Origin of the sequence: Wolbachia endosymbiont (group B) of Episyrphus balteatus (assembly GCF_947250575.1) — a bacterium.
Lineage (GTDB): Bacteria > Pseudomonadota > Alphaproteobacteria > Rickettsiales > Anaplasmataceae > Wolbachia.
In genome coordinates, this window is record NZ_OX366325.1 from 1098117 (window position 1) to 1122602 (window position 24486).

Genomic DNA, 24486 nt, shown 5'->3' on the forward strand with positions numbered 1-24486 from the left:
TGTCATACATCAAGCTCATATTCGGTATGTAAATCTCTAATTAAAGCCTCAGCGTGTTTTTTTTGAACAACTATACTGATCTTGATTTCGGACATTGTGACAGCAAGTATTTCTATCTTTTTTTCGCTTAAAACCTTGAGTGTGCGGTACATCACTTCAGTGTTAGACATAACACCAATACCAATTATTGAAATTTTAGCTATATTATTGTTTACGACATAATTTTCATTTTTGTTCAATAACTTTTTCATTAAATCAACATCAAATTTAGAAATCAAAAAGCTTGACCCATGTATCATGTCAATTTTAACGTTTGCTCCTGCTATATCTCTTAAAGTATCCAGAGTATTTGCAAAGTTAGTAAAAGTTACAAGAGCTTCGTGAGTGCTATAAGTTATTCCAGTAATTAAGTATCTTTCCAGTACATCTTTTTCGTGTAGTACTGTAGTGCCTTCTACTTCCTCAAAAGTGGATAACACCTGCACCTTAATATTATGCTTCATTGCAAGTTGTACTGAACGATTATGCAATATTTTAGCACCAGATGACGACATCTCCAATATTTCATTGTAAGAGATAGATTTAAGCTTGCGTGCCCTTGGAACAATTTTTGGGTCTGCTGTATATATTCCGTCAATATCAGTAAAAATTTCACAAGTCCTAATACCAAAGACTACAGCAAAGGCAATTGCTGAGATATCAGATCCTCCTCTACCAAAAGTAGTGATTCTATCATCGTATATACCCTGAAAACCAGCAATGATTGCAGCAGTATAACCCTCAGCAAAAGATCTTTTTACATGGTCAATTTTTATCTTTTTTATTTTAGACTCAGAATAAAAATTATCCGTTAGAATTGGTAACTGCCAGGCGAGCCATGATTTAGCATTAACTCCGATAGATTGAAGAGTGATAGCTAATAATGCGCAAGAGATCTGTTCTCCTGCTGAAAGGAGAACATCATACTCTGATAACTCTTGTCTACAATTTAAATTTGAAATTTGCCTAGCTTGAAAAGCCATTTGGTCAGTGAATCCTGCAGCAGCAGATACAACAGCGATTACATTACAACCTTTCTCAATATCATTTTTTATCAGGTTTGCAACTCGATTTAAGTCAGTTAGTGAAGTCCCACCAAATTTTTTTATGATTATTTTGTTCATAGTTACAATAAGGTCAATTTTTCACCTTTCTAGAGAGTATAGTTGCTTAATTAAATGTGTTTTTTCTGGTCACTAATTAAAGTGATATAGGGCTATTCATCTTTATCATTACCAAGTTCTTTTAACATACTGTAGTTGCCTTTTCTAAATTTACCTTTTAAAGATGTAACTCCACTTTCGCTAATTCCACTTAAACTTAATGCTGCTCCACCTAGCTGCAATCCAATTTCAGATGTTTCGGGAATAATTTTACTAGCCCCTAGATCTTTATAAACCTCCACATTATTCAAATCTGGCAAACGTATTATAATATTTACATGCGGAAAATTTGCTGCAACTAGAGAAACTATTTTCTTTATAGTAACTTCGTTCTTTATCGAAACCACAAGAGCTTGAGCTCTTTCTATTCCTACTGATTTTAAAATTTCATATCTTGTAGCATCTCCAAGATATATAGGAAAACTGTCATTTTTTCCTTCTTTTACTATTTTTGATTGAATATCTACAACAACATAACTTAAATGCTCTGCAGTAAGCATTTTTGTTACCATATATCCCACTCTACCAAACCCAGCAACTATTACGTGATTATAAAGGTCTTGTGTGTCTGTTTCGATTGCTTCATCGTCTAGTATTATTTTTTCAGTGCTAAATGAATTTGCTATCCAGTCTCCAATTCCCGATAAAAGAGGAGTAAAAGCCATAGTTACTGTAGTTACCATCATAAGCACTTGAGCGATTTCACTTGATAGTACATCTAATTCATCTGCTAAACGGAATAAAATAAATGCAAATTCACCGCCTTGTGCAAGCAGTAATCCAGCTTGTATTGCAGGTGCACTTCTAAATCCAAAAAATCTACACAATGTATATATAATGGACGTCTTTAAAACGATAAGGATAATTGATAATAAAGTAACGAGTGGTAACTTATTGAGTAAAAGGTCAATATCAATAGACATGCCAACAGTCATAAAGAATAAACCAAGAAATAAGTCTTTAAATGGCAATACTGCATGTTCTACCGAATTCCTGTGTTCTGTTTCTGCAACTAGTAACCCAGCAACAAATGCGCCTAATGCCATTGATAAATGAAATTGTTCAGTAATAAATGCTGATCCTAATATTATCAGAAGTGTTGTTGATATAAAGATTTCATTACTCTCCATTTTGGCAATAACCGAAAACAATGGCCTCAGTAATAACCTACCAGTTACAAATATCAACACCAATGCAATAGCTGCTTGCACTAATGAGCCTGCCAACGAGCTTATTAAGCTGTGTTCAGAATTGCCAGTAAGCAGGGGCACTAGTACTATTAGAGGTACCACTGCAAAGTCCTGCATTAGTAGCACTGCTATTGACAATCTACCAACTTGGCTTGCTTGAGAACCCTTTTCTTGCAGAACCTGCAACACTATTGCTGTTGAGGATAGTGCAAGTCCACCACCAATAACTGCTGCCATGTTTGTATTTACTCCAAAGGCAAGAGCAATGCACCATATTGCTATCATGGTAACTATAACTTGAAGGGAACCAAACCCAAACACATGCCTACGCATAGCGATAAGGCGTTCAAATGTCAATTCAAGACCTATAATGAACAATAGGAAAACTACGCCAAACTCTGCAAAGTTATCCATTACTTCAACTGAATGTATCAGATTAAATCCATGAGAACCAATCAATGCACCTGCAACAAAGTAACCAAGTACTGGGCTAATATTCATTTTCCAAAACGCTATGACTATAAACACAGCAGCAGAGAGTAAAATTATAATATCAAACAAATGCTGAGAGCCGCTGTGCATAATATTTAACCTGTAGAATTAGACCATTTTATTGAACAACCAATGCTTGATTTTTGGTCAACTGGAGGATTGCTAGTTTCTGCAATAAATTTCATGGCTTGAAATAAATCACTACTTCCTACTTCGTAATTTTGAACTTTCTCTTTTTTTGTGTTGTTAAAACGCCCGCGATAGCAGAGGGCTAGTTTGGAATTAAAGCCAAAAAAATCAGGGGTACAAACAGCACCATACTCTTTAGCTACTTCTTGGTTATTGTCAATCAAATATGGAAATGTAAACTGATTTTCCTTGGCAAAATTAATCATGTTTTCAAAGGAGTCTTCTGGGTACTCATTTACATCATTTGGCATGATTGCAACGGTGTTTACCTGATAATCTTTTTTCAACAAATTAACATCGCTTACTAGATTGCTAATAATTGATTGAACGTAAGGACAGTGATTGCATATAAACATTACAATGAGACCATTTTCCCCATAGCAGTCACTTAATGTATAATATTTGTTATCCACTCCCAGGAGATTGAAATTCTTTGCAGTAAAGTCTAAATCTATCTTAGGAGTGTCTAGCGTAACCATAGCTCATAGAGAATTGTATACCATAATTTATGATCTTATTGCTTAAATGTCAAATGGTTTCTATGTACACTGCTTGCATTTAGCATTGTAATTATAAAATTTATGTTCATAACCTTCGAAGGAATAGATGGTTCTGGTAAAACAACACAGTCTGAGTTACTTGCAAATTATTTCAAGCAAATTCACGGTGAAAATAATGTCGTATTGACTAGAGAACCAGGTGGTACTGATTTTGCAGAAAAAATAAGAGGATTACTACTTAAGGATAATATTGATCCTATTTCTGAACTCTTGCTGCTTATCTCGATGAGGCACGAACATATGAAAAAATTAATATTGCCAGCTCTTAAAGAGGGAAAGACAGTTATTTGTGATCGATTTATCGATTCAACTATTGCGTATCAAGGGTATGGACTAGGTGTTGACTTGAGTCTAATAAGAGACTTACACAAATTAGTGGAAATTAAATATCCAGATATCACATTTATTTTAGATATTGATGTTCAAGTTGGACTCAGCAGAGCAAAGGATAAAAATAAGTATGAAGAAATGAGCATTGATTTCTATCATAAAATTCGAAAAGGATTTCAAGAAATAGCTATAAAAGAATCTAATAGATGTAATGTTATTACTGGAATTGAAAAAAAAAGTGATAATCATGTACACAATGAAATTATTGATATTGCAAAGACTTAGCTATACGTATTGAACTTTTGCTAACCTAAACAGTTACTGCATTAACCTGTGGTAAAAAATTATCAATTTTAGGTGACGTTATTTCATACGAAAGACTCTCTTTTTGATTAGCTAAAAAACTTTGTATTTCATTTTTAGGTTTTTCACTTATTGTTCTATATATTCTTGCGCGATTAATTAGCTCATTTCTACTATTCTTATTGCTTACTTCAGTTATGGTAAAAAATTGATCAAAGTGACTTAAAAGATCCTCGTCTTTTATCGAGGATGCAACGCTATCAATTTCTCTTACATATAAAGCAAGTTTGTGCGCTTTGCTACGATCCTCAAAACAAAAGTACTTTACAAAACTTATTTTTTGTAATATCTCTTGTTTCTGCTAGCAAAAATCCGATTCCGTCTTGGCAATTCACTCTCTTAACTGACTCAGCAGATACCTAGAACATTTTCTACTACAGATTTTTTCTCACAACCAAAAAGAAACGTATAATATCCCATAGACAGAGTCAAGAGAAGGAATATAGCTGGAAGCAAGAATGGAGCAAGTACATTTTGCGATCCAGGAAAGATAAACCAGATAGCAGTTGCTGCTGATACAGCTAAAAATAACCCTGACATAACGAGTTTTATTTTTCTTCTGTATCCGTTATCAATAACCGTATTTACGCCAATAAAAGCCACATCAACCATTGCTCATACCTCACTAAAAGTAATATTAGCTTAATAATAGCATTGTTGTGATAAGAAATCAATATTATGAATATTTTAATTAATTTATAAAATCATCCAACCAAATAGAAAAAAGGCAAAAGAAGTCCCGAATAGCGAGTTTTAATAATTTAAATTGATAATGTACTAACAAGCGTGATTTGGCTAAATGTAGAAAAAATAAAAAAGACATGCAGCCACTATAATTTAATGTAATTCACCAATAAATACCTTAAGTTTTTTACTGAATGTTGCGATTGAGCCTACAGGTCAGAAACAAGCTTTGAGTCAGAAATACCATTGCTATTATAATAAGAGAAATCGCGATGTTTGTACAATTGAAAGATGGTTGCGGGAGTAGGATTTGAACCTACGACCTTCAGGTTATGAGCCTGACGAGCTACCGAGCTGCTCCATCCCGCGTCGTTGCTTATTTATTATTATATGCGTAATAATAATAAATAAAAGAATAAAATCACACTATTACATATATTTATATATCTATTAACCTTTCTTAACATGATAGTAAATTATATACATAACAATCTGTGCAATGAAAAATATAACTTGATATTGTGGTTCCCTGTTTTTCAGTGTGCAGGAATTTTAACCTATTTCTCATTAAATTTTGAACCAAGCTGTGCTTTCACTATATCTATTTTTCTCTTGCTTTCACCTATACTAATTCTGATTGCAATATTATACAGGAAATACGCAATATTATGCATTTCTTTAATTGCAGTGCTCATAGGATTTACAGCCAGCAAATTCAGAACAGATTCAGTTAATACTCACATTCTTGATAAGGAAAGGTATGTGAAAGATATTGTTGCTACAGTGAAGGATATTAACGATAGGGGCTCATATAAACAATTTTTGCTTTATGAAATAAAAAACACGAAGTTCAAGCTGGATAACATCAGAATATCAGTTAAAACCAAAGCGGAAGAAGGCATTAAAATAGGGGATCAAGTAAAATTATCAGCAAAACTCTTTCCTCCAAAAATTGCGCCTTCGGAATATGCATATGATTTTGCAAGAATAGCATATTATCAGAAAATAAGTGCAACAGGCTTTGCAACAAGCAAAATAGTCCTGTACAAAGAGGCTGAAGCAAGAAAATTTCAAGAGTATATAGAATCTTTCCGTCAATATATCTATGAAAACCTACAGCAAAATACCAAAAAGCCACACGCGGACATAATCTCTGCATTATTAATTGGCAAAAAAGACGGGATAGATCAAAAAACTATGAATGCGATACGAGATTCAGGTATAGCACATTTATTCGCTATATCTGGTTTACATTTATCGTTTGTTGCTGGTCTATTTTTTATAGTATTCCGTAATTTATTTGCAATATCTGAAACTTTGACTCTTAAATATAACACTAAAAAAATATCTGCATTCTTTACTATCTTGCCAACTACCTTTTATTTGTTGATTACCGGTATGCAAATTTCTGCTCAGCGTGCCTACATCATGGTGATCTTGGTACTTGTTGCAATAATCATAGAAAGGAAATATCGAGGATTAATAGCAATTGCGTTTGCTGCTTCGGTGATACTCATAGTGGAGCCAGAAGCAATCTTAAAGCCAGGTTTTCAAATGTCATTTTCTGCTGTTTTGGCACTAGTTGCCAGCTATCAGATCAATGCTAATAAGTTATTCAAAATAAAAATAATAAAATATTTTGTGTCGATAATGATCAGCTCAATAATAGCAAGTTTAGCAACTGTTCCGTACACAATATACAATTTTAACTATTTTTCAATCAGTGGCATTATCACAAATTTGATTGCTATACCAATAGTTACACTCATTATTATTCCACTTGGAATAATCTATGTTTTATTGATTCCTTTAGGTACTCAGTGGATTATAACGCCTCTCATGGAACGCCCAATTGACAGCGTTTTATATATAACAAACGCAATTGCCAGTCTTCAGTATTTGGTTATTCCTATTCGCACTTTTCCTGCCTCATTAATTATTATAATAACGCTTGGGCTATTATGGTTATGCTTGTGGGAAAGGAATTGGCGTTTCTTTGGAATTTTCTTTATTGTGCTAGGTATTTTCTCTAGCGCTATGTATACAACTCCTGACATTCTAGTCAGTGCTGATAATCTTGCTGTAAAAGAAGATGACAATTTACTATATTCCCTTACTAGAAAAAACAGAAATTTTGTTGTCAAAACGTGGGCAAAGCAAAACGGGCAGAATCAAATTGTGAATCATACTAAATTCAGTAATTCAAACAAAAGGCTAAAATGTAATGATTATGACTGTATATATAATAAAGGAAATAATAAGTCAGTGTTGCTAGCTCATAAAAGAGAAGATATTTTAGAAAATTGTAACAATGTCGATCTAGTAATTCAGTTAAGCAAGTTTAACTATCCAGCTTGCAATACTAAAATCATCAAATACTCTGACTTAGAGGCATATGGCACACACTCTGTTTGGCTAGCAAATAGTGGCATAAAGGTTAGCAAAGTCCGTTCTAATCGTCCTTGGCATAAGCCAAAAACTTGTTTTTAAAGTATCATTTATATATAATTACTTAATTAGGATGCAAGGAAATTTATGCCTTTAGATACAACAAATCCTTTCAATGTTAAAGTAGATCATAATTTTGCCAAAATAGATGATGCTATTGGTTTTTTTCCTAGGTTATGGCGTGCAACAAAGAAATATTCTGTAAGTAACACTCTACCCATAGCGATTGTAAATATTTGGCTTCAATTTTCTTTGGCTTATGTAGCTGCAATAATAATAACCCATAATGATCTAAGGTTTATTACAGATATTTTTAACCCAACATTCATGCCAATTTACACTTTGGTTTCTATTATTCTTTTAACAACTTTTGTAGCCTCTTCTGCTATGAGATATATGCATAAGCAGGAGATAAAAGAAGGAGAAAAGTTGATAGAGGAATTAATAAATAATAAAATTAGAGGTGGCAAAGACAACGAGATGAGTGAAATCGCTGAAAATGCTCTGAAAATAGAGATAAAACCAAATTTAAGTCTTATAGATTCCAAAAAAGCAAACTTTTCAATAGTTTTGCCAATTTCTGAAAATCAGAAAAAAATATTAGATAATCAAATACAAGAGAATAAAAATAAGGCCATTTTTCTTACCATACCATATGTAATTAGTGCTGTAATTATAGTTGGTGCGTTAATACAAAATAGATTGAGCTTTGCCAATATTCAGGCTTTGGAATGGGTTCCAGTTGTACTGGCTAGTATCATTGCTATCGTTGGAATATGTATAACATTCAGCAAGCTAAAAACCAATGAGATAAACAATAATCATAATATTGTTAAAAAATTTAATAATTTAGATATTCTCTTTCCATGCAGAAGAGGTGGTTTTGTATCGGTAATGGAAAAAAAGACAAAAGATGAGGAAGAAAATGATCCAATATCTCGATTAATAAAATTACTAGATAAGCACTTGACTAATTTTACAGATAAAATTGTTGACTCATTTGATAAGCGCTTAGATGAAGCTAAAGATCTACTTGATAGCAAACTTCTAAAACCTGCAAATGATGAAATTCAAGAAACACTTGTTCATCTACAAGGAATTAGAGGAGACATCAAAAAAGATTTAGATAAGTTGCGTAAGGAAATGATGGTCATTTTAAGCGAAGCTAAAGAGCTGGCAAAAAGAACAAATTCACTAAAAATTGAAAGCATTTTTTCTAGTTTAGAGAATACTATTAAAATCGCTGAAGATAAGGTTGAGCGATTTGAACCAAGCAGATTAGTTGGCTTTTTTCAATCTGGAGAAAGAACAATTAGCGATGATCGTGAGTTCATAGATACATTGGAAAAACAAAAAGAAGAAGCGGAAAAGATAAAGAACGAATTAGAAGAAGAACTAAAAAAAGTAAAAGATGAGCTAGCAGAATTAAAGAATAAACAGACTCAATCAAATGAACCTAATAGCAGTGAAGGCAGTATTACTGCTACTTCTCTTGAAAAACAGCGAGATGAAGAGAAAAAAGCAATAGAAAAACATAGATTATTAAAATCAAAAAAAAGGATGAAAGAGCTGGAGCAAGAAAATGCAAAATTGGAAAAAGAATTATCTGAACAAGAAAAAATGGATGAATGGAGAAAAAAAGTTAACGGTAAAGCAAGTGACTTTCTATATTATTTATTAGAGTCTATTAAGCTAGAAGAAAAAGAAGAAAAGAGGGAGTTAACGCTACGGGATTTTGATAATAAAATAATAATTTACTGGAAAGATGGCTCTCAAACAATTTGCCATATTAAAAAACAAGACGGCCTTCAAATTCAACCTAGTACAAAAGTTGATTTTGTGAATCCAGATGTTCATGCAGCATTCAAAGTAGCTTGCGCAGGGTAGTGACCATAGATATAACCTTAAATGTTAATAGTGACGAAAAAAAATTAAGGCTAGATACTTACATAGCTAAAAAGTGTAACATATCACGCAGTAAAGCACAAAGATTGATACAAGATGAGCGGGTAACATTACTTGGCACGCCGATAATTAATAATGACCACATAGTAAAACCAGGTGAAGAGTATATAGTACATCTCGTTCAACCTGACATATCCACATCAATTGAACCTAACTATAATATAAAGCTTGATATCATCTACGAAGATGGGGACATTATAGTTCTGAGTAAACAAAGTAGATTAACAGTACACCCAGGTGCTGGAACAAACAATAATACACTCCTGAATGCAGTGATCGCTCACCTTGGCAAAATTCCATATATAAATACAAGACCAGGAATTGTTCACAGGCTTGATAAAGATACTAGTGGACTCATGGTAATTGCAAAAAATGAACAATCCCACAGCTTCTTGTCTGAACTGCTATCAAATCGTAAAATAAAACGGGAATACTTAGCAGTAATTTGGGGAGCATTACCTAATCTGCAAGGAACAGTAAAAACCCATATTGCTCCAAAACGCAGTAATAAAGAAATGATGTGTGTCACAAAAACAGCAGGTAAATTAGCAATCACTCATTATTCAGTGAAGAAAATTATAGGGCAAGCAAGCCTGGTTAAATGTACTTTAGAGACAGGCAGAACACACCAAATTCGAGTACACATGAGCCACATAGGACATTCTGTAGTTGGTGATCAAGTTTACGGAAAAAATAAGTAGTAAAAGTGAAAAACATGCTAAAAACTCTGACTTTATCCGTAATTTCAATAGACAGGCACTACATGCTCACACGCTAGGCTTATATCATCCAAAAAGTAAAGAATATATAGAATTTGTTTCTGATTTACCACAAGACATGCAAGTCTTAATCGGTGAATTTGAAAATATATCTTAACAACATTCATATCAATATTATCATCCATGTTATCAAGAAGTTAATTAATGAGAGAAAAACTGCTGCACTACCTAGATCTTTCACTTTTTTTGAAAGTATATGTTGTTCACTGGAAATACGCTCAATTATTGTTTCAAAAGCAGTGTTAATAATTTCTACAATTAACACCAAAAATAGGCTACTTACCATTACTGCACGTTCTAAATTACTTACATCTAAAACAAACAAAGTTGAAACACATATTATAAAAAGCAGTAACTCCTGTCTGAACGCAACTTCTGATACAAAAGCTGATTTTATTCCTTCACAGGAGTATTGAATTGCTTTTATTAGACGAGTAATGCTTTTCTTCATTATCAATTTTGGAAACTCAATGAATTACACTTATTGCACTCAGGTAAAAAATGCATGAAAACACCTTTCAGTCGTGATCACTTACAAAGATTTTTAAGTTAAAGTCTAGCATATTGTTTGAATCAAGAAAATTAGTACAAAGCCTTTCAACAAACGCTCAAGGCAGTTATATATTGATACTGACACAAAAATCCTTTAATTAAATTTCTCTCTCCTTAGCTTACACGATCCTCATTTTGAAATAAGTAATAATTTATTATAGTCTTGATATTTAAATATTTTGTATCTGCTGTAATGATTTCACTTCCAATTTGCTATTCTTTACATATTGAATTGCAAGCGCTAACGCTTTACTCCCAGAAGCTGTGGTGCTATAAGCTATATTTTGCAAAATAGCAGTTCTCCTGATATCTTTGCTATCTGAGACTGATTTCACACCTTTTGAAGTATTGATTACTAGATTTATTTTTCCATCTTTGAGCATATCAACTATGTGGGGTCTGCCTTCTCTCACTTTATTTACAGCTTTTGCAGCAATGCCGTTATTGTTCAGATGCAAAGCTGTGCCTTTGGTGGCATATATTTCAAAACTCAGTTCTTTCAACATTCGTACAACAGGCAATATATACTCTTTATCATCATCTTTTACTGAAACCAGAGCTGTTCCTTCTGTTGGTAACTTGTATCCCGCAGCCATGTGCACTTTTGCAAGTGCAGCTCCGAAAGATAAGTCAATTCCCATCACTTCTCCTGTTGATTTCATTTCAGGACCAAGTAAAGTGTCAATTCCCGAAAAACGCGTAAATGGAAAAACAGCAGCTTTAACTGCAAAATGATTGAAAGGCTTGTTTTCCTGATTCAATTTTTTACCCAAAATAACCTGAGTGGCAAGCTTTGCAATAGGAATATTGATTACCTTGGAAATAAAAGGAACTGTACGGCTAGCCCTTAAATTCACTTCAAGTATGTATACATCACTCTCTTGAACAGCAAACTGAATGTTTATCAGACCTTTCACTTTTAATGCTAATGCTATTCTCTCAGTTTGGAGCTCGATCTCTTTTATTACTTCGTCACTCAATGTATTTGTCGGTATTGAACATGTTGAATCGCCAGAGTGGATACCAGCTTCTTCAATATGCTCCATAACCGCTGCAATGAAAACTCTTTCCCCATCACATACAGCATCAACGTCAACCTCAACTGCATTGACTAAAAATTTATCAAGAAGCAGCGAACCATGCTCAAAGATTTTAGTGTGATTCAGGACGTACTCTTTGAAGCTATCAATATCATGCAAAATTGACATAGACTGACCACCAAGGACATAGGATGGCCTCACTACTAATGGAAACCCCACCTTTTCTGCGTTGATTAACGCTTCTTCCACTGAATGACAGATAGAATTTTCAGGTTGTTTTAAATTAAGTTGCAAAGCAAGATTTTTAAATCTCATGCGATCTTCTGCAAGGTCAATAGAATCAAAAGATGTACCCAAGATATTAAAACCTCTTTCGTTCAGCACTTTGGCTAATTTTAAAGGCGTTTGACCACCTATTTGAACTATTACACCAACTAGTGTGCCATTTTCTTGCTCTTTACTTAGTATTTCAAGCACATCCTCTGCAATGAGTGGTGCAAAATATAAACGATCAGCGGTATCATAATCAGTTGAAACGGTTTCGGGATTGCAGTTAATCATTATTGTTTCGTATCCCATTTCTTTGGTGGCAGAAACTGCATGAACGCATGCATAATCAAACTCAATACCTTGACCAATGCGATTTGGACCACTTCCTAAAATGACAACCTTTTCTCGGTCAGAAATGTCCGCTTCGCATTCTGCCCTGTTTGTAATGTCTCCCTCATAACATCCATACATATAAGCAGTGCTCGATTCAAATTCAGCTGCACAGGTATCTACACGTTTATAAACTGGATTAACACCAAATTTTTTCCTCATTGCTTCAATTTGCTCTGATGTCATTCCAGTGCGTGACACTGGAATCCACCTATTTTTTTCTTGGATCCCAGCTGGGATGACAGAGGTAGGTCTATTACTTAACTTTGCGAGCCTTGCATCTGAGAAGCCCATTTTTTTCAGCTCTAATATTTCATATGCAGTTTCAGGAAGGCCGTTTTCCTTGATTTTTTGTTCAGCTAATATAATTTGCTGTATATTTTGCAAAAACCATAAATCATAACCTGTAATCGAATTTATTTCTTCTATGCTAATTCCGTGGCGCATTGCGTCAGCAGCAATCAGTAATCTGTTTGGCAGCAATTTTGCTAACTGAGATTTAATATCTGTGTCTTCAGAAAACACTTCATCAAGTCCCGTGAGCCCTGTTTCAAGTGAGCGAAAAGCTTTCTGCAGTGACTCATTAAAAGTACGGCCGATTGACATCACTTCTCCCACTGATTTCATGGAGGTTGATAATTCACAATTTGTCCCCTTAAATTTCTCAAACTCAAATCGAGGAATTTTAGTGACGATATAATCAATCACTGGTTCGAATGCTGCTGGTATTATTGGAGCACAGTCGTTACGTATTTCATCGAGCGAATAGCCAATAGCAAGTTTAGTGACAACTTTTGCAATAGGATAGCCTGTTGCTTTTGAGGCAAGTGCAGAAGAGCGAGAAACCCTTGGATTCATTTCAATTACAACGAGGCTTCCATCTTCTTTAGGATTCACTGCAAACTGAACATTTGCACCACCGGCACTAACATCAATTTCCCTCAGCACTGCTATAGATGCATTTCTCATTTGTTGATATTCAGCATCACGCAGAGTCAAAGCAGGAGCAACTGTGATACTATCTCCGGTGTGCACTCCCATTGGATCAACATTTTCTATTGAACACACTATTATACAGTTATCCTTGCAGTCACGGATAACTTCCATTTCATATTCCTTCCAGCCGATAATTGATTCATCTATCTGAACTTCATTTATTGGTGAAATTTTTAGAGCACTTTCTGTGATATTGAAAAACTCCTCTTTATTGTATGCTATGCCACTACCTGCGCCACCAAGAGTGAATGATGAACGGATGATTGCTGGTAATCCAATGTAATCCAAAGCCTTTTTTATTTGTTCTTGATTTTTTATAATGATACTTTTGGGGTATTTTAGCCCTATTTTATCCATGGATTGGCGAAATAATTCTCTATCTTCCGCTTTTTTTATTGCTTCTCTATTTACCCCTATTAATTCTACGTTGTATTTGTCTAACACTCCATCATCTGCAAGTTTTATTGCACAATTAAGTGCTGTTTGCCCTCCCATTGTTGGTAATATTGCGTCTGGCCTCTCCTTAATTATAATTTTTTCTATGATTTCAGGTAGTACCGGCTCAATATAAGTTGCATCAGAGAATTCAGGATCTGTCATTATAGTTGCGGGGTTGGAGTTAACCAAAATGACTTTATAACCTTCACTTTTTAATACTTTACAGCTTTGCGTTCCAGAATAATCAAACTCGCATGCCTGACCTATAACTATTGGGCCTGCTCCTATTACTAATATAGATTCTATATCTGTGCGTTTTGGCATAATTACAATAACGATCTCTATTCAAGTAATGTTACCAATCTTTCCTGTATATGTGAATTTTTATTAAACCTATTAGCTAACTACTTTTAGGCTTGACGCATAACTGTACGAACATTGCAATTTGCGTGGCAGATTCCAGTGCTTGACACACAGCTGTACAAACATTCATTTTTGAAGGTAAATTGCACAGCAAATGATGTCATTCAAGTAGCTGACACTGGTTCCTTTATGACGGCAGTGCCCAGAGGTGTCATCCCAGTCTGGGATCCAGAAAACTTAACTTTAAATAAGTGGCCGCACAATAAAGACTAGATTCCAGTGTCAAACACTGGAATGACACCATAGAGGCACTGGGATGACATCCTTCCTAGTGGACTCAAATCACAATGTTCATACAGTTGTGGGCTTAACGGTATCTTTGCAGATACTATGGTAATTTACTCGGGAGATTTGCTAAGTGGTAAGATTTGTCCTGATATGCTACAATCTTCAGAAGCAAGTTCCACAAATTTGTCTGTCAGTTTATCAGGTGGCACCAATTCAGATATATCTTTTCCCGGAAATGCTTGCTTATACATTTCACTATCGATAGGCTCTTCCGAATACACGGCATTTATGCACAAATTCGTATGTTTTGTCTCAGATGCATATATCTTGACCATTGCTTCTAGTGCAACTTTACTTGCAGCATATGGCATCCAATATGGATAAGAGGAAGGAGAAAGTGTTATCTTTGAGGTCATGAATATCGCTCTTCCAGCATTAGACTTTTTTAGTATCGGACCCAAATTTTTTAGCAAGTACCAACTGGCAGTAAAATTTGTATTCATTACCTTCTGTAGATCTTCAAGCTCACAATCGTGAACAGGGCTCAACTTACATAAAATTTCAGTGCATGTAATCAGTATATCAAGTGTGCCAGATTCTGATAATTTTGGGCTTTCTATCATATTTGCCAGTTTTTCTACGTTTTCAAAGTCTAAAAGATCAAGCTGAATTAGTTTCACATAGCCTTCTTTAAGCTCTTCAATTTCATTATACAGTGGCTTGAGGTGATCGATAAACCTTGAAATCAGAATCACACATGCACCTTCTCTTACAAACCTTTTTGCAACAGCAGAGCCTATTCCACCTGAAGCCCCGGTAATTAAAGCTACTTTACCTTCTAACTTACCCATTTCTTTCTCCTTAGCAAGATCCATTGAAATATTTTAGCTGAAAATTAAATTTTGCTCCATATATAAAAATCAAACTTAGCACATAAAAAAATAGTAACGATACTACCACACCACCTAAACTTCCATATATCAAATTCAGTTGATCAAAGGAAGCTTTTAAATATTGCTTGAAAGCTGAAGCAGAGATCGTCCAAAGAATAACAGCCACACAAGATCCGGGAAATACGTCTGATAAGTTTTGCTTTATGTTTGGCAATGTAAAATATAGCCAAGATACTATAGTAAAAAGCACAAACTCAATAAGTAAATATCTAGTATAACTTAGCCCTTGGTAAGAAAAATCAATTAACATTGGCACTAATGTAAAAAATACTATAGTCAGAGTTGTAACAAGCGTAATTACTAAAAATTGTAATATACTGAGCACCCTTCTCCATATATAAGGCGATGAAACCGGAACTTTATAGGCCTTATTCAATATCGTTCTAAATCCTTCAATTGTCGATGAGGCAGTCCAAACAGCGCCTACAATTGCCAAGGTTAATAAGCTTTGCGGAGGGCCTGATATTATCTCCCTAATACGTGGCATCAAAGATGATAAAATATCCTGTGGCATGTTATCAATAATAAATGCCCAGCCGACATTGTATTGATCTAAGAAATTTGCGAACGTTGATGCCATGGCTATTAAAACAATAAGAAAAGGAAATATTGATAACAGGATTAAAAATGATAGATACCCTGCATGCTCCACTCCATCATTATAAATTGTGTCAATTAAAGCACGATAAAGGCAATAAACGATACTATAAAATTTCTGTAGCACTTGTAATATAAATAAACTAAGAAAAGTATTCTAAATGAAATAAAGCATACTTTTAAGTAAAAAATCCTCACCGTTTACTTAAATTTAATCAAAATGATAGATAATCCAGCGTTAAATACGGAGGCATAATGAAAAATTTTCTTCTACTTGTAGCTTTAATTCTCTCTTTTGCGTTTGATGCAAGCGCTGATGAAACATCAGCAGTAATATGTAAGATAGTAGACTATACTCACAGCATAGGTGGACCGATGATTACAGTAGTGATAATTGGTGCAGCCTTGCTTGCAATATTTGGCAGAATGCCATGGCCAGCACTTTTTGCACTCGGTGCATTTACTGCTGTGTTTTTTGGTGCACCTAAAATTGTGAGCGTGATAGCACCAGGTGTAGCAGAAGCTTGCATAAGTTGCCCTAGTAATCAGGAAATGATCAATGGTACATGTGTTGCAAAATGTGCTGGAAACAAAAGACGTAATGCATCAGGACAATGTAGTTGATGATTTGAGACAGATAGTAAAAATAGTGCTTAAGAGGGGCGCTACTTTTACATTATATCATAAACCTTTGTTGAGATTCCCTTCACTTGAAAGTGGCTAAAATGGCCACTTTCACTGTCTATAACTACCTAATAAATTCTCTTTCTGTAATCATATCAGTTAAAGTCTAGATTCCAGCGTCACGCGCTAGAATGACACCATTTGCTACGCAATTTACTTTCAAAAATGAATGCTCGTACAGCTGTGTGTCAGCTACTTACATAACACCTCTCGAAAATTACTTTAGCTACAAATATTAAAAAATTTACCAAGCAAAAAAAAGCAAAAAAGTCCCCGTGTAACGAGTTTTAATAATTTAAATTGATAATGTGCTAACAAGCGTGATTTGGCTTAATGTAGAAAAAATTTAAAAAGCCGCTATAATTTTTATGTAATTTGCCAATAAATATTTGAGTTTTTTACTGATTTTTTGATTGAGCCTGCAGGTCAAAAATAAGGATAAATACTCTTATTATCATGGCAAGGGAGTTAGGGGAATTTGTAAAGTAATCTTTTTCGTTTGTATTCCCTTATGCTTGAGATAACTGCATGCAGGTTCATGGATCTCTTTACTCTTTAATTTCGATGAATTCCCTTTGAAGTTGAATATTGAAAATTAACTGGAGAATTGTGAATTACTTTGTATATGTGATAACAAGCCATGGCGCTCTCAGCAAAGCCATTTAGTATCAATTTTAGTTTGCCTGGATAAGTAGCTATATCTCCGATTGCATATATTCTATCTCTACTGGTTCTAAGTGTAGCTGGGTCGACAGTTATGCGGCCATGTTCTAACTCTATACCCCAACTGTTTATTGGCCCAAGATTCATTGACAATCCAAAAAATGGCAGCAGAAAATCAGCGGATATTTCTTTTTCTTCCTTAGAGGCAATGTTTTTTACTATCACTGCGCTCAACTGCCCATTACCTCCTGCTAGTTCGTGTAATTGATATGGCACTACCAGTTCTATCTTTCCATTATTTTCAAGTGATTCTAATTTATTTCTAGTTTCAGGAGTGCAGCGAAATTCCTTTCTCCTATGTATCACATAAATTTTCTTTGCAACTTTAGAAAGTTCTACAGTCCAATCAGCCGCAGAATCCCCCCCCCCTGCAATGACTATAGTTTTGTCCTGAAAATCAGAAATTTTATTTACATTATAAAATACAGATTTATTTTCATATTCTAATATACCACTTAAGGGTGGACGGTTAGGTTCAAACATTCCGTTACCTGCAGCAATGATAACGGCTTTGCATTTTACCTCTGTACCTATGTTCGTTATGATAGTAAAGTTTTCACCTTCGTTATTTGAAATCTTTTCCACTTTTTGACTTAAATGGTAAACAGGCTCAAACGGTGAAGCTTGCTCCATTAGTCGCTCAATTAATTTTTGGGCAGTAATTACAGGATAACCAGGTATATCATATATTGGCTTTTCTGAGTAAAGAGCTGTGCATTGTCCTCCTGCTTGATCCAAAACATCTATTACATGACATCTCATATCAAGCATTCCCGCTTGAAAAGCAGTAAATATTCCAACAGGCCCTGCACCTATTATTACGATATCGGTTTCCATATTCAGATGGTGATCTATTTATAGATATTAGCTTTCTTTGCTAACAAGGTCAATTTACAAAGGGATTTATTTTTAAAAGATGTGGCTAGATTAGATAAGATTTACAGCGTTACGAACCATCTAAATAAGCTCTAAAAATTAACTAACATTTTAAATCTGAGAAGTAAGTGCGGACGGAATGGGATTCGAACCCATGGTACGTTTCCGTACGTCAGTTTTCAAGACTGGTGCCTTAAACCGCTCGGCCATCCGTCCACCTCTTTTTTACCACAATATTTAATTTCAAGCAATCTATAAAAATCTTACTTGCCTACACAAAAGCTACTAAACACACTATCCAATATTTCCTCAACATTAATAATTCCAATTACTGCACCAAGTTCAAATGCAGCAAGCCTCAAGTCTTCAGATATCAACTCAATTGGATTATAGATATTAAAACGCTGTAAATGTTCCAGTGCTTTCTGCATGTGATTCCTATGTCTTTGCCGAGTAATCACAGGAGTGTCTCTATCATGCCCAAATTTTTCCTTTGCCTTCTCTTTTATGAGAGAGATCAATTTGTTTGTACCTATTCCCTTTAGAATAGAAATGGGTAAAAGATCTATGCCATTAATTTTTATATTGTGATTATTGATAACATCGTCAGCTTTGCTCAATACATAAATAGTATCGCTATTTACAACGTTGCAATTGATATTATGACGCTGTTCAAAAGGAAATAGTTCTATTCTTAAATCAGCTTCAAAAGACCTTTTTTTCGCTCGACTTATACCTTCTGATTCTATTGGATCTGAACTCTCACGAATTCCAGCAGTATCAGAGAGAATGATTGGGTATCCACCAATGTCAATATGAGCTTCAAGTATATCTCTTGTTGTGCCTGCATATTCAGAAACAATAGCAATATCACGCTTGGCTAAGAAATTAAACAGAGTTGATTTACCGACATTTGGTTCACCAGTTATTACAATATGTAAACCCTCACGCAACCTTTCGCCCCGTCTATTATCATTTAAATGCTCTTGTATCAACTGCACGAGAGATTGCACTTCATTATTAATTTTTTCCAATTCACTTTTTTCTGCCCAAATGTTCTCTGGAAAGTCTATATATGCTTCGATTTTGGATTGTATCGTTATTAATCTTTGCCTCCAATTGCTGTATAGTCTCTCCAATTCTCCTGATATCTGCTTAATCGCTTGTTTAGCTTGCATTTTCGTCTCAGCATCAATTAAGTCTGCAATCCCTTCTATTTGCGTTAAGTCAAATTTACCATTTAGAAAAGCCCTAAGTGAGAATTCTCCAGGCCTGGCCATAACGAAAATTTTTGATAATTCCTCCAAGATGATTTTTATGACGGCCTTGCTTCCATGCACTTGTAACTCTATAACATCCTCGCCAGTGAAACTGTTTGGAGCAGGGAAATAGATGATTATTCCATTATCTATCAATTGACTGGAATCATCATATAGATCAACTAAAGTAGCAAATCTTGGTTTAATTTCTTTCTTAATATGAAAATGATTTAAAGCTTTAAGCGCGTAGTTGCCTGAAATTCTGACTACTGCAACTCCTGACTTACCAAATACGGTCGATAAAGCGAAAATAGTTTCATTTGTGTTTGTCATTATTGATATAAACTACTTAGCAATATTACACTTAAGAAACCAAAATACCTAAAAAGTCACCCAGGTGAAAATATTTATTTTGAAAACTGATAATATGATTTATAATGACTGACACAAGTTTTAAATATTTTATGCTCAAGAAATTAGCTTGGTACTGGTCTTTTGTAGAGTTAATTAAAGGGTTTGTTATTACATTAAAATATATGTTTAAGCCAAAGGTTACTTTGAGGTATCCTATAGAGAAGGGCCCTTTAAGTCCAAGGTTTCGTGGTGAGCATGCGTTGCGTAGGTATCCAAATGGTGAAGAACGATGCATAGCTTGTAAGTTATGCGAAGTTATCTGCCCTGCTCAATCAATAGTTATTGAAGCAGAGGAAAGAGAAGACGGTAGTCGCCGCACCACACGCTATGATATTGACATGACAAAATGCATATATTGCGGACTTTGCCAAGAAGCATGTCCAGTTGACGCAATTGTGGAGGGTCCTAACTTTGAATTTGCTACTGAAACAAGAGAGGAGCTAATGTACAATAAAGAAAAGCTATTGCGTAATGGTGAAGTTTGGGAAGAAGCAATTGCACTCAGGTTAAAAAAGAACAGGCCGTATTATTAACTAGGTATGTCAACAATTAAAATTTCTTACAGCAAGTATGTAATAGATCTCTTGTACAACTGTTATTTAACTGAAAGATCAGTAGCTCACCTTTTGGTGTCATTCCAGCGCGTGACGCTGGAATCTAGAAAAGAAAGAAACATGGATCCCAGTGTCAAGCACTGGGATGACAAAAGGTCTAATGAATGATAAAAGTTACCTTTTTATCCGAACAAAAAGTAAAAGAATACAGTGGTAGAGTCACTGGCTTTGATATATTACAACCGGATGCTTTGAGAGAAGCAATTGCCTTTAAGGTAAATGGTGAGTTGTATGATCTCTCACGTGAAATTGAATCTGATACAGAGATAGAGGTAATACAACTGAGTGACGAAGCGGGTTTAGATATAATAAGGCATGATGCTGCTCATATAATGGCGCAGGCAGTAAAAGAGCTCTTTCCTAATACTCAGATTACTATCGGGCCAACAATTCAAGATGGTTTCTACTATGATTTTGCTACAGATCGTGCCTTTACCACGGACGATCTTACTGCAATAGAAAAAAAAATGAAGGAAATTATAAAAAGTAACCACAGATTCGTCCGAGAAGTTTGGACTCGTAAGCAGGCAATTGATTTCTTTAGTGATATAGGTGAAAGATACAAGGTTGATATTGTTTCATCAATACCAGAAAACGAAAACCTAACTGTTTATAAACAAGGCAACTTTGTAGACCTATGTCGTGGTCCGCACTCACCATCAACTGGCAGAGTTAAAGCGTTTAAACTTATGAAAGTAGCAGGTGCATACTGGCGTGGCGATTCTAAGGGCCCAATGTTGCAAAGAATATATGGCACCGCGTGGAGAAATAAGGATGAATTAAATACTTATCTTAAACGTCTGGAGGAAGCAGAAAAACGCGACCACCGCAAAATTGCTAAGGATATGGACTTATTTCACATTCAAGAGGAAGCTGTTGGGCAGATTTTTTGGCATGAACAGGGATATACTTTATATAATGTTCTTGAGTCTTACATCAGAAAAAAGTTAATGAACAATGGCTACTTTGAGGTAAAAACACCTATTTTAGTAAGCAAAGAGCTGTGGGAAAAATCGGGACATTGGGATAAGTTTCGTGAAAATATGTTCATTATTGATGAATCTGAAAGTAAAAAGCTAGCAATAAAACCCATGAATTGCCCTTGTCATGTGCAGATTTTTAATTCTCACACCAGAAGCTATCGTGATTTACCGATACGTATGGCAGAGTTTGGCACATGCCATAGAAATGAAAGCTCAGGCTCATTGCATGGAATGATGCGAGTGCGTGGTTTTACGCAAGACGATGCACATATTTTTTGTATGGAAAAACAAGTGAATTCTGAAACTGTAAAATTTTGTGACCTTTTAAAAGAAGTATATTCAGAACTTGGGTTCAATGAAATTTCTGTGAAATTTTCAGACCGTCCAGATACTAGATCAGGTAATGATGAAGTGTGGGATAGAGCTGAAAGAGCACTGCTTGAAGCAGTTAAAGAAGCAGGGCTTAGTTATGAACTTAATCCTGGTGAAGGTGCATTTTATGGTCCAAAGTTAGAGTTTGTTTTGAAAGATGCAATAGGTAGAAATTGGCAATGTGGAACGTTGCAAGTTGATTTTATTTTACCGGAGCGGCTTGGAGCTTTTTATATAGGAGCAGACGGACAAAAGCACCACCCTGTTATGCTACATAGAGCAATTCTTGGAACTTTTGAACGTTTTATTGGGATTTTGATAGAAAATTATGCAGGAAAATTTCCAATTTGGCTTGCTCCAACGCAACTTGCTATTCTGACCATTATAAATGAAGCTGATGGTTATGCTACTGAAATCAGCAATATTTTAAAAGAACAAGGTGTTAGAATTAAGACCGATTTGACCAATGAAAAAATTAGTTATAAGATACGCTTGCATAGTTCAAATAAGGTACCTATATTATGGGTTATAGGTAAAAATGAGATCATCAATAGAACTGTGTCAGTGAGAAATTTAGGGTCAGAAGAACAAGAGTCTTTTCCTTTGGAAAAGGCTACTGAATTGCTTTTAAAAAGTATTAATTTGAGTTAAGGGAGAAAAACTTGCAAGTTCAAAAGAATAATAAAAACAAAATTAATGAATTCATTACAGCTAAGGAAGTACGCTTAGTTGATCATAATGGTGAAATGGTTGGAATTGTGCCATTAAGACAAGCTTTGGAAGTTGCACAAGGTGTCAATTTAGACTTGGTAGAAATTGCACCTGATTCAACTCCTCCAGTATGTAAAATACTCGACTACAGTAAACAAAAATATGATGCAAAAAAGAAGGCAAGCGAGGCAAAAAAGAAACAAAGAGCATTAACTATAAAGGAAATTAAGCTGGGCCCCAATATTGATAATCATGACTATGAAACAAAATTGCGTCAAACAAGAGATTTTCTTATATCTGGGCATAAAATCAAGTGCACAATGAAATTTAGAGGTAGAGAGCTTATAAATACTGAGGTTGGAGTGGAAAAATTAGAACGGCTAATTCGAGATACTGAAGATATTGCAAAGGTAGAGCTAGCGCCTAAAAGGGAAGGAAATCAATATTTTCTAACTCTGGTTGCTAAGTAGTAAAACGACTTAAAAGTGTAAGTTAAGTTACTGCCCTATCTTCAATTACATGACGAAAATGTCTGATTAGCCCTTGCACTGGCCAAGCTGCAGCATCGCCAAGCGCACAAATTGTATGTCCTTCTATTTGAGTTGTAAGGTCAAGTAGCTTATCTACTTCACCAGGTTTAATATTTCCTGCTACCATTCTTCTCATAATTCTCCACATCCATCCAGTACCTTCACGACATGGTGTACATTGCCCACAGGACTCATGCATATAGAAATGTGATAATCTTTCTATTGCAGCTATTATGTCAGTTGATTTATCCATCACTATCACAGCAGCAGTACCAAGCCCTGATTGTACAGCTCTCAATGAATCAAAATCCATTTCAATAGTATCGCATATAGATTTTGGAATTAATGGTACTGAAGACCCACCAGGTATTACAGCAAGTAAGTTATCCCAACCTCCTCGCACTCCACCTGCATATTTTTCAATTAATTCACGTAGTGAAATTCCTAGCTCTTCTTCAACATTACATGGATTATTTACATGCCCTGAAATACAAAAGACCTTAGTGCCAGTATTATTTGGTTTACCAAGAGATGCAAACCTCTCTCCTCCGCGATTTAGGATATCTGGAACCATAGATATAGTTTCAACGTTGTTTATTGTAGTGGGGCAGCCAAAAAGTCCAACACCTGCGGGAAATGGAGGTTTCATGCGAGGAAAGCCCTTTTTTCCTTCAATGGATTCGAGTTGAGCTGTTTCTTCCCCACATATGTAAGCTCCTGCACCCCTATGGATAAACACATCAAGATCATAACCTGACTTGCAGGCATTTTTTCCAATTAAGTTTTCTTTATAGGCTTCCTCAAGTGCTTTTTTTAGAACTAAATGTTCATTATAAAATTCACCCCTGATATAAATATACGCAGCTGATGCGCTGATCGCTCTGCCAGCCAGAAGAATTCCCTCAAGTAGCTTGTGTGGCTCATATCGTAATATGTTTCTGTCTTTACATGTACCAGGTTCTGACTCATCTGCATTGACTACTAAATATGCTTTTGGAGGATTTTTAGGCATAAAGCTCCACTTAAGGCCAGTAGAAAATCCTGCACCCCCTCGACCTCTCAAGCCAGATTTCTTTACTTCATCAATGATTTTTTCTGATCCTAAATCCAGTAATTCCTTTGTTTTTTGCCAACTACCACGTTTTTTTGCACCCTCAAGTAGTGGTGTTTCTTTACCATTTAAGTTTGTGAATATTTTGTCCTGTTCTTTTAGCATGCTTTTAAGATTCTA

18 protein-coding genes, 2 tRNA genes and 1 pseudogene are annotated in these 24486 nt (G+C 35.0%); 8 read left to right on the forward strand and 13 right to left on the reverse strand.

The genetic code is table 11. From position 1 onward, the window contains the following. Positions 1-2: 2 nt before the first annotated feature. From OOL05_RS05255 to OOL05_RS05265, 3 genes are all read right to left on the reverse strand, one after another. Entirely contained in the window at positions 3-1163 is a 1161-nt protein-coding gene (locus tag OOL05_RS05255; RefSeq protein ID WP_264730092.1) for an aspartate kinase, read from the reverse strand. A 92-nt stretch (positions 1164-1255) separates the two neighbouring features. Beyond that, on the reverse strand, positions 1256-2974 hold the full coding sequence (locus OOL05_RS05260) for a monovalent cation:proton antiporter-2 (CPA2) family protein (protein WP_010403808.1): 1719 nt from the start codon (positions 2972-2974) through the stop codon (positions 1256-1258). Positions 2975-2979: 5 nt separating this feature from the next. Further along, the gene (locus OOL05_RS05265) at positions 2980-3552 is read right to left on the reverse strand and encodes a thioredoxin family protein (protein WP_064085908.1); all 573 of its coding nucleotides are present in this window, start codon (positions 3550-3552) and stop codon (positions 2980-2982) included. Between the two features lie 102 nt (positions 3553-3654). Here OOL05_RS05265 and tmk point away from each other — a divergent pair, with 102 nt between their 5' ends. After that, entirely contained in the window at positions 3655-4248 is a 594-nt protein-coding gene (gene tmk, locus OOL05_RS05270; protein ID WP_010403811.1) for a dTMP kinase, read from the forward strand. A 426-nt stretch (positions 4249-4674) separates the two neighbouring features. On the opposite strand, the gene OOL05_RS05275 is transcribed toward tmk, so the two are convergent. Continuing rightward, positions 4675-4938: a hypothetical protein gene (locus tag OOL05_RS05275; RefSeq protein WP_264375198.1), complete on the reverse strand. Its 264-nt coding sequence runs from the start codon at positions 4936-4938 to the stop codon at positions 4675-4677. A 364-nt stretch (positions 4939-5302) separates the two neighbouring features. Then, positions 5303-5379 (reverse strand) — tRNA-Met (locus OOL05_RS05280). A gap of 96 nt (positions 5380-5475) precedes the next feature. On the opposite strand from OOL05_RS05280, the gene OOL05_RS05285 reads away from it, so the two are divergent. The 3 genes and pseudogenes from OOL05_RS05285 to OOL05_RS05295 all read left to right on the forward strand — a co-directional run bounded on the left by OOL05_RS05285 (position 5476) and on the right by OOL05_RS05295 (position 10299). Beyond that, positions 5476-7500: a ComEC/Rec2 family competence protein gene (locus tag OOL05_RS05285; RefSeq protein WP_264376011.1), complete on the forward strand. Its 2025-nt coding sequence runs from the start codon at positions 5476-5478 to the stop codon at positions 7498-7500. A gap of 45 nt (positions 7501-7545) precedes the next feature. After that, complete coding sequence (locus tag OOL05_RS05290; RefSeq protein ID WP_264730094.1) at positions 7546-9345, forward strand: coiled-coil domain-containing protein; 1800 nt, start codon at positions 7546-7548, stop codon at positions 9343-9345. After that, positions 9345-10299, forward strand: a pseudogene (locus OOL05_RS05295) (RluA family pseudouridine synthase). Before OOL05_RS05290 ends, OOL05_RS05295 begins: the two are co-directional and overlap by 1 nt. A 6-nt stretch (positions 10300-10305) precedes the next feature. On the opposite strand, the gene OOL05_RS05300 reads toward OOL05_RS05295, so the two are convergent. From OOL05_RS05300 to OOL05_RS05315, 4 genes are all read right to left on the reverse strand, one after another. Then, complete coding sequence (locus tag OOL05_RS05300; RefSeq protein ID WP_064085518.1) at positions 10306-10653, reverse strand: diacylglycerol kinase; 348 nt, start codon at positions 10651-10653, stop codon at positions 10306-10308. Between the two features lie 271 nt (positions 10654-10924). Further along, on the reverse strand, positions 10925-14212 hold the full coding sequence (carB, locus tag OOL05_RS05305; protein WP_264376013.1) for a carbamoyl-phosphate synthase large subunit: 3288 nt from the start codon (positions 14210-14212) through the stop codon (positions 10925-10927). Between the two features lie 437 nt (positions 14213-14649). Continuing rightward, entirely contained in the window at positions 14650-15414 is a 765-nt protein-coding gene (locus OOL05_RS05310) for an SDR family oxidoreductase (protein WP_007302308.1), read from the reverse strand. Beyond that, entirely contained in the window at positions 15401-16216 is an 816-nt protein-coding gene (locus OOL05_RS05315) for a YihY/virulence factor BrkB family protein (RefSeq protein WP_007302309.1), read from the reverse strand. Before OOL05_RS05315 ends, OOL05_RS05310 begins: the two co-directional genes overlap by 14 nt. Before the next feature lie 128 nt (positions 16217-16344). Between OOL05_RS05315 and OOL05_RS05320 the strand changes: the two genes are divergently transcribed. Further along, positions 16345-16713, forward strand: a complete 369-nt coding sequence (locus OOL05_RS05320; RefSeq protein ID WP_007302310.1) for a TrbC/VirB2 family protein — start codon at positions 16345-16347, stop codon at positions 16711-16713. Between the two features lie 615 nt (positions 16714-17328). Here the strand turns inward: OOL05_RS05320 and OOL05_RS05325 are convergent. The 3 genes from OOL05_RS05325 to mnmE all read right to left on the reverse strand — a co-directional run bounded on the left by OOL05_RS05325 (position 17329) and on the right by mnmE (position 19964). Then, a complete protein-coding gene (locus OOL05_RS05325; protein WP_264376015.1) occupies positions 17329-18333 on the reverse strand; it encodes an NAD(P)/FAD-dependent oxidoreductase in 1005 nt (334 codons plus the stop codon). 170 nt (positions 18334-18503) lie between these two features. Beyond that, positions 18504-18588 (reverse strand) — tRNA-Ser (locus OOL05_RS05330). Positions 18589-18635: 47 nt separating this feature from the next. Then, the gene (gene mnmE / locus OOL05_RS05335; RefSeq protein WP_264376016.1) at positions 18636-19964 is read right to left on the reverse strand and encodes a tRNA uridine-5-carboxymethylaminomethyl(34) synthesis GTPase MnmE; all 1329 of its coding nucleotides are present in this window, start codon (positions 19962-19964) and stop codon (positions 18636-18638) included. Positions 19965-20095: 131 nt separating this feature from the next. Here mnmE and nuoI point away from each other — a divergent pair, with 131 nt between their 5' ends. The 3 genes from nuoI to infC all read left to right on the forward strand — a co-directional run bounded on the left by nuoI (position 20096) and on the right by infC (position 23195). Then, on the forward strand, positions 20096-20578 hold the full coding sequence (nuoI, locus tag OOL05_RS05340; protein WP_264376017.1) for an NADH-quinone oxidoreductase subunit NuoI: 483 nt from the start codon (positions 20096-20098) through the stop codon (positions 20576-20578). Positions 20579-20763: 185 nt separating this feature from the next. Beyond that, on the forward strand, positions 20764-22665 hold the full coding sequence (gene thrS / locus OOL05_RS05345; protein WP_264704515.1) for a threonine--tRNA ligase: 1902 nt from the start codon (positions 20764-20766) through the stop codon (positions 22663-22665). A gap of 11 nt (positions 22666-22676) precedes the next feature. Continuing rightward, a complete protein-coding gene (infC, locus tag OOL05_RS05350) occupies positions 22677-23195 on the forward strand; it encodes a translation initiation factor IF-3 (protein WP_010404127.1) in 519 nt (172 codons plus the stop codon). Positions 23196-23217: 22 nt separating this feature from the next. On the opposite strand, the gene nuoF is transcribed toward infC, so the two are convergent. Next, positions 23218-24471, reverse strand: coding sequence for an NADH-quinone oxidoreductase subunit NuoF (nuoF, locus tag OOL05_RS05355; protein ID WP_264730098.1), 1254 nt, complete (start codon positions 24469-24471; stop codon positions 23218-23220). Positions 24472-24486: the final 15 nt, after the last annotated feature.

Coding starts and splice junctions, on each gene's coding strand:
- nuoF (WP_264730098.1), bottom strand. CDS start 24,471: ATGCTAAAAGAACAGGACAAAATATTCACAAACTTAAATGGTAAAGAA.
- nuoI (WP_264376017.1), top strand. CDS start 20,096: ATGCTCAAGAAATTAGCTTGGTACTGGTCTTTTGTAGAGTTAATTAAA.
- OOL05_RS05320 (WP_007302310.1), top strand. CDS start 16,345: ATGAAAAATTTTCTTCTACTTGTAGCTTTAATTCTCTCTTTTGCGTTT.
- OOL05_RS05260 (WP_010403808.1), bottom strand. CDS start 2,974: ATGCACAGCGGCTCTCAGCATTTGTTTGATATTATAATTTTACTCTCT.
- OOL05_RS05285 (WP_264376011.1), top strand. CDS start 5,476: ATGATAGTAAATTATATACATAACAATCTGTGCAATGAAAAATATAAC.
- carB (WP_264376013.1), bottom strand. CDS start 14,212: ATGCCAAAACGCACAGATATAGAATCTATATTAGTAATAGGAGCAGGC.
- mnmE (WP_264376016.1), bottom strand. CDS start 19,964: ATGACAAACACAAATGAAACTATTTTCGCTTTATCGACCGTATTTGGT.
- OOL05_RS05265 (WP_064085908.1), bottom strand. CDS start 3,552: ATGGTTACGCTAGACACTCCTAAGATAGATTTAGACTTTACTGCAAAG.
- tmk (WP_010403811.1), top strand. CDS start 3,655: ATGTTCATAACCTTCGAAGGAATAGATGGTTCTGGTAAAACAACACAG.
- OOL05_RS05275 (WP_264375198.1), bottom strand. CDS start 4,938: ATGGTTGATGTGGCTTTTATTGGCGTAAATACGGTTATTGATAACGGA.
- OOL05_RS05310 (WP_007302308.1), bottom strand. CDS start 15,414: ATGGATCTTGCTAAGGAGAAAGAAATGGGTAAGTTAGAAGGTAAAGTA.
- OOL05_RS05300 (WP_064085518.1), bottom strand. CDS start 10,653: ATGAAGAAAAGCATTACTCGTCTAATAAAAGCAATTCAATACTCCTGT.
- thrS (WP_264704515.1), top strand. CDS start 20,764: ATGATAAAAGTTACCTTTTTATCCGAACAAAAAGTAAAAGAATACAGT.
- OOL05_RS05290 (WP_264730094.1), top strand. CDS start 7,546: ATGCCTTTAGATACAACAAATCCTTTCAATGTTAAAGTAGATCATAAT.
- OOL05_RS05255 (WP_264730092.1), bottom strand. CDS start 1,163: ATGAACAAAATAATCATAAAAAAATTTGGTGGGACTTCACTAACTGAC.
- OOL05_RS05325 (WP_264376015.1), bottom strand. CDS start 18,333: ATGGAAACCGATATCGTAATAATAGGTGCAGGGCCTGTTGGAATATTT.